The sequence below is a fragment of the Asanoa sp. NPDC050611 genome, assembly GCF_040654855.1.
Lineage (GTDB): Bacteria > Actinomycetota > Actinomycetes > Mycobacteriales > Micromonosporaceae > Asanoa.
This window is the reverse complement of sequence record NZ_JBFAIU010000306.1, coordinates 1-9,258: the sequence shown is the minus strand read 5'-3', so window position 1 is coordinate 9,258 and position 9,258 is coordinate 1. Positions and strand designations below refer to the sequence as shown.

At 66.7% G+C, this 9,258-nt stretch carries 6 protein-coding genes; 2 read left to right on the top strand and 4 right to left on the bottom strand.

Going from position 1 to position 9,258, the window contains the following annotated elements; genetic code table 11:
* Positions 1 to 549: 549 nt before the first annotated feature.
* From AB0H87_RS32655 to AB0H87_RS32645, 3 genes are all read right to left on the bottom strand, one after another.
* A complete protein-coding gene (locus AB0H87_RS32655) occupies positions 550 to 3,054 on the bottom strand; it encodes a S8 family serine peptidase (protein ID WP_360154454.1) in 2,505 nt (834 codons plus the stop codon).
* A 901-nt stretch (positions 3,055 to 3,955) separates the two neighbouring features.
* Positions 3,956 to 4,627, bottom strand: coding sequence for a Type 1 glutamine amidotransferase-like domain-containing protein (locus tag AB0H87_RS32650; protein WP_360154451.1), 672 nt, complete (start codon positions 4,625 to 4,627; stop codon positions 3,956 to 3,958).
* Positions 4,624 to 5,088 (bottom strand): pyridoxamine 5'-phosphate oxidase family protein, encoded by a 465-nt coding sequence (locus AB0H87_RS32645; protein WP_360154448.1) that lies wholly within the window; start codon positions 5,086 to 5,088, stop codon positions 4,624 to 4,626. The genes AB0H87_RS32650 and AB0H87_RS32645 overlap by 4 nt, the downstream gene beginning before the upstream one ends.
* 80 nt (positions 5,089 to 5,168) lie before the next feature.
* Between AB0H87_RS32645 and AB0H87_RS32640 the strand changes: the two genes are divergently transcribed.
* A complete protein-coding gene (locus AB0H87_RS32640) occupies positions 5,169 to 5,678 on the top strand; it encodes a helix-turn-helix domain-containing protein (RefSeq protein WP_360154445.1) in 510 nt (169 codons plus the stop codon).
* Positions 5,679 to 5,740: 62 nt separating this feature from the next.
* On the opposite strand, the gene AB0H87_RS32635 is transcribed toward AB0H87_RS32640, so the two are convergent.
* A complete protein-coding gene (locus tag AB0H87_RS32635) occupies positions 5,741 to 8,170 on the bottom strand; it encodes a hypothetical protein (RefSeq protein WP_360154442.1) in 2,430 nt (809 codons plus the stop codon).
* 541 nt (positions 8,171 to 8,711) lie between these two features.
* Between AB0H87_RS32635 and AB0H87_RS32630 the strand changes: the two genes are divergently transcribed.
* The gene (locus AB0H87_RS32630; RefSeq protein WP_360154439.1) at positions 8,712 to 9,215 is read left to right on the top strand and encodes a hypothetical protein; all 504 of its coding nucleotides are present in this window, start codon (positions 8,712 to 8,714) and stop codon (positions 9,213 to 9,215) included.
* Positions 9,216 to 9,258: the final 43 nt, after the last annotated feature.

The window sequence follows — 9,258 nt, the reverse complement described above, 5'->3', positions numbered from 1 at the left end:
ACGACCATGTCGTAGTCGGAGCCCGCGAACGTCACCCAGCCGGTGTCATCGGTGAGGCGCGCTTCCATGTCGTCGCTCATGTCTGCCACCCCGTCCGCGAGGCACGAATCTTCGGTATTCCGAAGACATGTTCAGCACTTGAGTCTCAAGGATGGCAGGAGGAAGCCATTTGCGAAAGACCAAGTCTTCCTTCGATATCTCGAAGATCGGGGCCAACGGGCGGCGGCTACGTGGCGTGATCCTGCTTGCGGCCCCGTCCGTCCATGGACAACGGTCAGGGGCGTGCACGAGCGGCCGGCGAACGCCCGCCGCCGGCCCTGATTCCGGGCCCGCCCGTAGTGGCGCCGTTCGCGCGCAGGACGCGGCTGCCCGCGCTGCCCCGGGTCAGCGCGGTCGCGCCATGCGCAGGCCCACCAGGCCACAGCTGCCCGCGAAGGCAGGCCATGCTGTTCCAGGACTCCACGGCAAGCAGGTGTGACACCCGACAGGCGAAGGCCTGACCGGCCAGACTCAGGCGAACCTGAGCCCGGCTGGCCAGGCTACCTGCGGCTAGGCGGCGTCGGACCCTGCCCCGGGCAGCGCCCGCACGACGGTCAGCGTCATGTCGCCGTGCTGGTAGGACACCCTGAACAGGTGGCGGCCCGCGTTCAGGACCCGCCGTTCCGGCAGGGAATGGAAGTTGCCCTTGATCGAGTCGCCACTCATGATCGTCAGTACCGTGCCCGGAGTGAGGCGCGCGCGAACGTCCAGGTCGAGTTCGCCGCCCAGCACCAGGTCACCCGCGGCCCGCACGCTCGTGTAGTCGTGGTCGCCGGAGACGGTGATGGCGACGCGACCCCGTCGGCCGACGGTCACGTCGCCGCTGACGTTCAGGACGTTGCCGGGCGCGACGTCGGTGAAGGTGAAGGACGCCGCGGACGCCGCCTCCCCGGACGACAGACCAGGCTCCAGCACGCCACTGTCGACGTCGATGCTGCCTGCCACCAACCCGGTGCCGCCGAGCGTGCCGCCCTTGACGTCGATCGAGCTCGCGTGCGAGCCCGTGATCGAAAGCTTTCCGCCTTCAATCGTCGTGCCGCCCTCGTACGTGGCGTCGCCCGTCATGGCCAGCGTCCCGCGGCCTTGCTTGACCAGAGAAGCCGTGTAGAGGTTGTTGTCGATCTTGTGCTGGATGTAGGCCGCGCGCGCGTCCATCCATTCCTTGCGCCACTTGACGGCGTCCGCATGGGTGATCTTGTCGTACAACTCGGGATGGCCGTCAGTGATGGCTTGGATGTAAGGATCAGCCAAAATGCCCTGGAGCATGAAGGCGTGTTCGTCAAGCGTGCCGTCCGGGTTCAGCACGTTGGGACTGAACTCACCGGCGTAGGCGATGCCTTTCTCCTTGTAGCCCGCCAGCCACCGCAGGTCTTCCCTTTCCCTTTCCTTGATCGCGACCTGGCTGATGTCGTTCGACCAGACGTCCAGGGGCGCTTTGTCCATGTTGTACGTCATCGGGCTCAGGAGCTGTCCTGGGCCGTACATCCCCTTGGCCAAATCGGGAATCCCCCAGCCCCAGCGTTCGTCCGGAAGGCCGTCGGGAGCGGTCCAGGCGATGGATGCCCCGGAGGGGGAGGTCTGCCCGGTGCCGAGGAACCGCACGCCGTCGGACATCCTGTTGTTCGCCGTGGTGAACATCAGCTCACGCACCTGCTTGGCGTCCATGTTCGGATAACGGGACAGCAGAATCCCCATCACCGCGGTCGCGACGGGCGTCGCCGGCGACGTGCCGCTCGAGTTGGAATAGTTGGTGTCACCAGCGCTGCTGGTGGTCCGAACGCTGTTCGAAGGGGTGGACACGGTCCACCATCTGGCGAGCCCCGCCTCGTTGAACCCGAACTGCTTGGTGTATTCGGGATTGGTCGCGGTGGGCGGTTGCACCCCACCGACGGCTACAAACTGCCGTTCCGCCGCTGGATTGAAGAGGGGATACGTCGGGCGGAAGAACGGGTTGCTCCAGTCGTTGTTGCCGGCCGACCTCACGTTGACGGTGCCACTGTCCTTGATGGCGTCCCAGATCGCGTCCATGAAGGAACGTCCGGGGTACGCCGGATTGTACTGAATGCCGCCTTCCGAATAGCTCTTCTTGAAGAAGAAGAACTGGTACTCCAGATCCTTCAGGTACTCGTTGGGGAGAACGGTCGCCATGGCCGTCGGGCTGGCACTGTCCTTGCCGGCCAGTTCGTACGCGTTGGCTAGGTTGCCGTTGACCCCAAGATCCTTTCCGAGACCGTCGAAGCGGGCTCGGTCAAGAGTCTGGACAAAGGAGCCCCAACTGCTGTTGATGACCTGCGCGCCCGCGTCGACCAGGGCCTTGTTGGCTGTGTGCCAGTACACGTAGTCGTGGAAGGGACCGTGGGACTGAGTATCGGAACCGCCGGTCTTGGCAACGTACATCGTGGACCCGAAGGCGATGCCGTGCTGGTCTTTACCGTCGCGTATGCCGGAGGTGACCCCGAGCATCCCGGTCCCGTGCCCGTAGTCACTCGTTCGCGCCTGGTCGCCCGCCACGGTGAACGGCTCGCCCGCGGTAAACGGGTTCCCCGGGGTTGCTGTGTTCCGGTACCCGAAGCCGGACGTGCCGTAGACACCCTCTGCTCGCACCGGAACGATCAGCCCGGTCTGAAATGCTTCGTGTGTAGTCCGGTAGCCCGAGTCCATCATGCCCAGCGAGACACCCTGGCCGAAGTAGCCCAGGGCGTACGCGGTGGACGCGTTTACCGCGACGAGCTGCCATGGGGAATCGACCGCTGTGCCAGGATTAGCCGGATTATGCCCGGTGTAATAACCGTATTCCGGCGTTTCCCAGCTGGCTATGGCGGCATCTAGTTCCCCTGGACTCGTGGCGACGAAGCCGGGATCTCCCGGGTACGTCGGCACGCCGCCCGCCTGGCCAGGCGTCAACGTCTGACCGGCCTTGGGTGATGCCAAGGCGAACCCGGCCGGAAACAACGCGACACCTGCACCGGCGGCAACGGCGCCTCCCACCCGCCGTAGTAACTCCCGCCGACTCACGTACCTCATGCTCATTCCGGCTCCTTCCCGAGGGGTCGATACCTTTGACGGACCGGGGCGGCCTGCTGCGTCCCAGCCTGGTCGAGACAAAATCGCCGCCGATCAATCGGCGACGGATCCTTGGCATCCTGCGCCAGCACCGACCCCGTTCGCCAGGATCAGAGGGGTGGATGATCAGGTCGCTCAGCCGCACGCGTTCGCCCCGTCGGGCGCGGCGAACTCCCACACGCGCCCGTTGCGGCGCGGCGTGATCTCAACCAGCGCACGCTGCCACGTCCGTACGGCGAACCGGAGCTCTCCCACCGCGTGGCCTCCTTCATGATCACCAATTAGACTGCGGCAGAAGTGCCTCGTCAAGAGGGCGACATCGATCCACCAGAAGCGGTTCGAGCGACCGTCCACATCGGAATTCCGTGGACCGGACCATGCGCTCGTTGGGGGAGTCCTCCGCGGCGGTCGGTCTGGGTGGGGGAGTGGGACGTTGCGGTGGTCGGTTGGAGTATGAGCCGGGTCAGGCGGCGAGTACGGCCTATCAGTCCCAGTCGGGTGGGTCTGCCCGAGTTCCGTTGACTCGCGGGTTATGTGGATCAGAACGTCGCACGCACCCGACCCAACCAAACCGTTGCGGTGCAACCCTTTGACGAACTCCCGGCCGAGGACGGAAGGCAGGACGTCGATGCCGCCGACGGCGCCCTTGGTCAAGAAGCACGCCGTCGACATCGCCGGTTCGTCGTCTCGACGGCCGTCTTCCTCGGTTACGAAGCCGCCCTCGGCATCCCACCTCGGCGTGGGCGCCGTCGCCTGCGGCTCGCTCGCCGGCGCCGTCACCGTCCGCGCCGTGGAAGCCAGCAAGCGACCGGTCGTCGCGACCAACAGTCACATGACCGGCAGGAGACCGCACCTAAGCGGTCGGGAACCGCTTCCAGTGCCCCTCCGAGACGACCTCGACGGCGCCGTCGACCACCTTGATGGCGGTCTCATCGTCGATCGCGTACGCCGGACCGGCGATGTCGGCTGCCCATTTCTCGGCTGCGGCCATCGTGTTGTCCGGCAGCTCCTCGTGGTCCACGTGGGGGAAGATCGAGAAGTCGACGATGCCCAGCGTGCGGTCGTCTCCGGCCGGCGGCCGCCAGTCGACGAAGTCCTCGCCGATGCGCGGCGTCAGCACCATGCTGCCGGCGCTCAGCCCGACCCAGACCGTCTCGCGCAGCGACGGCAGGAGATCGGCCAGCCCGGACTCACGCATCCAGTGGCACAGGTAGAGCGGGTCGCCGCCGTTGACCAACAGGACGTCCGCGTCGCGGACCGTGGGGACCCACGCGTCCACGTCGATGCTGGGCAGGGCGGTCAACTCGAGTACACCCACGGACTTCCAGCCGAGCTCGGTCATCGGGCAGCGCGGTTCCTGCCCGCTGACGAACTTCCACGCACGCTCGGCGCCACCACGCCTGGCGTAGATGGCGGTCGGCACGCACAGAGCGCTCGACTCGGCGAGCGGCTTGCCCAGCAGGTCGACCAGCGCGTCGTGGATGCTCGGGTTCTTGATGCCCCCGGAGGTGAGCAGCAGCTTCATGATGCCTCTCCCTTGCGGTAGGTGGTCTGGCCGAACGGTTCACCCTTGGCATGGCCGTACGCCCTGTCGGGATCGGCGCGACGGCGCCGTCGCGGGTCCTCCAGTTGCCAGCGGCCGCGGTAACGCTCGGCGACCCGCAGCAGCACGGCCTCGTCGGTCACCGGCACGGCCGTCCCCTCGACGGCCACGTCGAGTCGGTGGTCCCAGCCGGTGTCGCCGGCAAGCACCAGCACGCGGGCGTTGGCCTCGATGTTGGCGTACTTCACCTCGGTGCTGCCGGCGTGGAAGTAGACCCGACCGACGTCGGCCACCGGCACCATCGCTGTCGCGTGTGGACGCCCGTCGGGCCGCACGGTCACGATCCAGGCGACCTCAGCCGCCCCCAGCCGCTCCTCGGCGTCGGCCCAGGGAACCGCCTCGGCCCGCTCCTCGCTGTAGCGCCGGTCGATGCGTGCGCGCACGAAACCTCCCAAGCTGGTTGCACAGTGAAAGCGGTTCGGGTGACGCTAGCACGACCGATTGCGAAGTACCATCAGTTCCGATGGACGACGTACGGGACCAGGCACACCGATCCGGCTGCCCGATCAACCTCGCGGTCGAGGTGCTGGGCGACCGGTGGTCGCTGGTCGTGCTGCGCGACGTGATGTTCGGCAACCGGCACTACTTCCGCGAGCTGCTGACCGGGTCGCAGGAGGGGATCGCGTCCAACATCCTCGCCGACCGCCTGCGGCGGCTGGTCGGCCACGGGCTGCTCTGGCGGTCCGACGACGCCACCCACCGACAGAAGATCCGCTACAGCCTCACCGAGTCCGGCGTGCAGCTCGTGCCGGTGATGGCGGCGCTCGGCTCGTGGGGCCGGCGGCACATGTCCGTCAGCCACGAGCTGTCCGTGCGGGCCGAGCTGCTCGAGCGGGGTGGGCCCGAGCTGTGGGACAGGTTCATGGCCGAGCTGCGTGAACAGCACCTCGGCATCCCGCGGCCGCCGGGCACACCGTCGGTCTTCGCCGAACTGCAGGCTGCGTACGAGGCCGCGGTCGCGGAAGCAGACTGAGGGCGGGCGGCCCCCGGGAGAACTCAGCCGTGCCAGTGGTAGAACTCGCGAACCACCGCCATTCAACCCGGCGGATCCGCACCAAGGCGACCAAGTCCCGACGTGCGCTGTGCAGGCGCGACCCTCGACACGCTTGAGCCCAGCAGCGAAGGCGGCTGGACTGCCCGGAATCGGTCCGGCCGCGCGCGGTTAACGTACCGCCAGGCGACCGCTGGCTCCACCGGGATCCAGCGGCGCGCCGAAGCGAGCGCGTCCATCCGTGCCGCGAATCCCGTGGGATCCCGCTCCACTTCCCGCGGCAGTGCGTCTACGTCGATCGAGAATATCCGCAGACTGGTGGCCGCGCAGTACACCAGCGCCGCGGCGCGAGCGGCGTGCAGGCGCAGTTCGGGATCGGCAAGGCCCTCGATCTCGGGCGAGCCCTGCGTGCAGTGTCCCTCCAAAGACGCCGGCGTTTCGAGGTACGGGTCGAGTTGTGTCAGCCACAAGGCCAGCGGGCGGGCGCTGCCTCCGTATTCACGCAGCTTGACCAGTTGTCCCGCGACCGCGTCTGCCAGGTCTGTCCGAATCAACAGCTCGGCCACCTCGGAGAGTTGGCGGCGAGCAGGTCCGGCGTCGCCCGCGTGGGCGCTCAGCACGCCTCGAGCGACACGCATGAGCTCCCGGGGTATGCCGCCAGAGAGTCCGTGGCACAACGCCACGAACGGGTCCGGCATGCCTGGGCACCGGTGAGAGAGGATCCGCCTGGCCGCGTCATAGCTTGCTGGGGACAGCTTTAGGACTTCGTCGAATGCACCGTCGAAGGCAGTTCGGGCCGACAGGCCGCGAGTCTCGAACGTCGCCATCGCCTCCTCGGACACCGCAACGACGAAATGGCAACGCGCTACGCCGGCCAGGGCTCCGATCCCGCCGACCAGTTTGCGAAGCGCATCACCATCCGGGAGCTTGTCCAGTTCGTCGACGCAGAAGATGATCCGACTCTCGTTTCCGTGCAGACTCGCCAGGTGACTGCCGGCCTCGGCGACGAAGGCACGGAACTGGGCCACCCTGCCGAACAGGGTCGGCGAATGCCGCGTCCGTTGCACGACGAACTTCGACACCACGGAGCCGCCAGGCAGCTGTACGCGGCCGTCAAGCCCGCGCGTCTCTGATCGTTGATAGGCGAGCTCGTCGAGCAGCCGACGAGCGTCCACCTCGATCTTTGACACTCGGCTTGCCCGTTGTCGTAACCACCGTGTCACGGCGTACATGCCGAGTAGAAGAAACAACAACACGCCCGCGGTCAGAAGCAGACCGACGAACGACTGCTTCCCGTCCGCGACGCTGGTCCACCCGAACGCTGCGATGAAGAGGATGAAGGCCGAAACCAGAAGCGCGTTTCGCAGCAACCTTTCAAGGACTGCTGATCTGCGAGTCGAGTCCGCCGGCTCGGCGAATTGTTCGCAGACCGCTGCCAGGAGACCACTCACGAACTCCGTCGGCTCGTACTGCGTAGGGCTTTCGATGTTGATCGTGACTATGCGACCGTCGTTGTTTCGGCCATGTTCCGCGATCATCGCGAGCAGGCTACTTTTCCCAACGCCGCGGGGTCCGCTTAGGCCAATGCTGCCCGACACACGACGTGTCACCGCTCGCAGGACGGCCTCAGCCGCGTCGGTGCTCACGTACCGTCCGGCGTGGAACGGCTCGTCCAAAGGGTCCCAGCGCACAAGGTCCGGCAACGTGACGTCCTTGGCAAGCGGCCGGTCACTCATAAGGCACTCGGCGATGAACCCGACGATCCCGTCGACGACAGCGTTTCGCCAGTCGGAATAGGTTTGCTGACTGAGTCGTTGGGAAACCTCACTGCTCGGCCATTTTCCGACCTGCGTAGACCGGATGTTGCGCGCGCGGGCCCGGTGGACCACGACCACCCAGCGAAAGGCGCCTGCTAGAACGACCGCCCCAACCGCCGCCATTGCGTGATACGGCCACGAACGTGCGGCGCCGGTGAGGTAGAAGTACACGAAGCCGTATGCGGCCAAGGCGCCGAGGAAGGCGCTGGCGATCTTCAGTACCTGCTGCGACAGGTGGGCTCGCCTACGAGAACGGGCTACTAGATAGCAGGCGCCAGACAAGATCGCGATGGACACGACCAGGCGGCTGGTCAACGTCTGACGTGGCGGGAACACTGTGCCGGCGACCGCCACGGAGAGGGGCAATGCCAAAGAAGCCGCGACGACCAGCCCCGACGAGGCACTGTCTCGCCACGGCGCGTAAGTCCTAAGTAGAAGGCCGCGAATCTCCTGAAGCTTATCGCTTTCCGCCTTCGTCGCGGCGGCCAGTTCGTCCGCACGGTCCACAACGCGCTGTGCGACAGCTGCTCGCACCGCCTGCCGCTCACCCTCACGCATGCCAAGTGCGGCGACCTCTGGTCTGGCGAACGCCTCGCGGATCAGTCCTTCGCCTTCGTCGCGGATCTCATTTACGGCGACTGGGTCCACGTCACCCACCGATCGAATGTTGTGCGGTCGAAGCTGAGACGATCATCGTCGATGAACCGAGGGCAGGCAATCACTCGGCAACCGCCCGGGGGCGGAGGGCCGAGAGCGGCACCCCACCGGCCTGCGCCTAGCCAGAGCATCGCCCAACTGGTCCGTGGCGCCGATCGGCCGCTAGCTCGTGGTACTCACGGTGCTTGGCCGTCGTGACAACCAAGCTCACGCAGGGGTCGTCATCAGATGGCCACGATCTGCTCGCCCGTTGCGCCGGTCGCCGCGGCGGCACCGATTGACAGCGTCGTGCGGGCCAGAAACGTCACATCGAAACGCGGATAGGTTCGCATGTTGCCAATCGATTCCCGGTCGGCCCTTCCGATCGGGTCATTCGTTCAGGATGGGCCGACCGGCAGCAGCGAATCGGCGTCAATGCATTGCCGTGTGTCCCGAACGTAAGCCTTCACTCGGACAGAAAGGGCACACCCCGATGCCCCACACCCTCGATCGGCGGTGGAGACGGCGGCTACCCGTTGCCACCCTCGCCGCCGTCTCAGCCGTGCTTCTCGTCGTCGGTCCGGCGTCCGCCGCGCCCGGCGCGGGTTCACCGTCCGACGAATCCCCAGCTCCCGTCGTCCTCGAGCGTCTTCCCGGCGAGGAGGCAAGCGTCGTCGAGGTGCGGGTCTCCGGCACCGCGGAGATGGACCGCCTCGTCGCCACCGGCGTCGACCTCGACCACCACGTCGAACAGACCGAGAACGGCATCGTGCTGCATGCCGTCGTCACACCCAACGAGGTCTCGGGCCTCGAGGCCGGCGGCTACGCGGTCGGAAACGTCCTGTTCGACCCGGCGGACTCCGCGGACCGGGTGGGCGAGCGCGAGGCGACGATCGCCGCGCACGTCGCCGACAACAAGGCATTCACGGCCGACCTGGTCGACGACCCGACCACCAAGGACATCAAGATCATTCGGGCCGACTACTACACGTCGGGGACCAACCAGGTCCTGTCGTCACGTCGTTCCAGGCGCCGCGGATCGCGGCGGTCAGCGGCGGATAGGTAGCGCCGGCCACCGCGGTCGCCGCGTAGATCACGGCGAGGCCGTG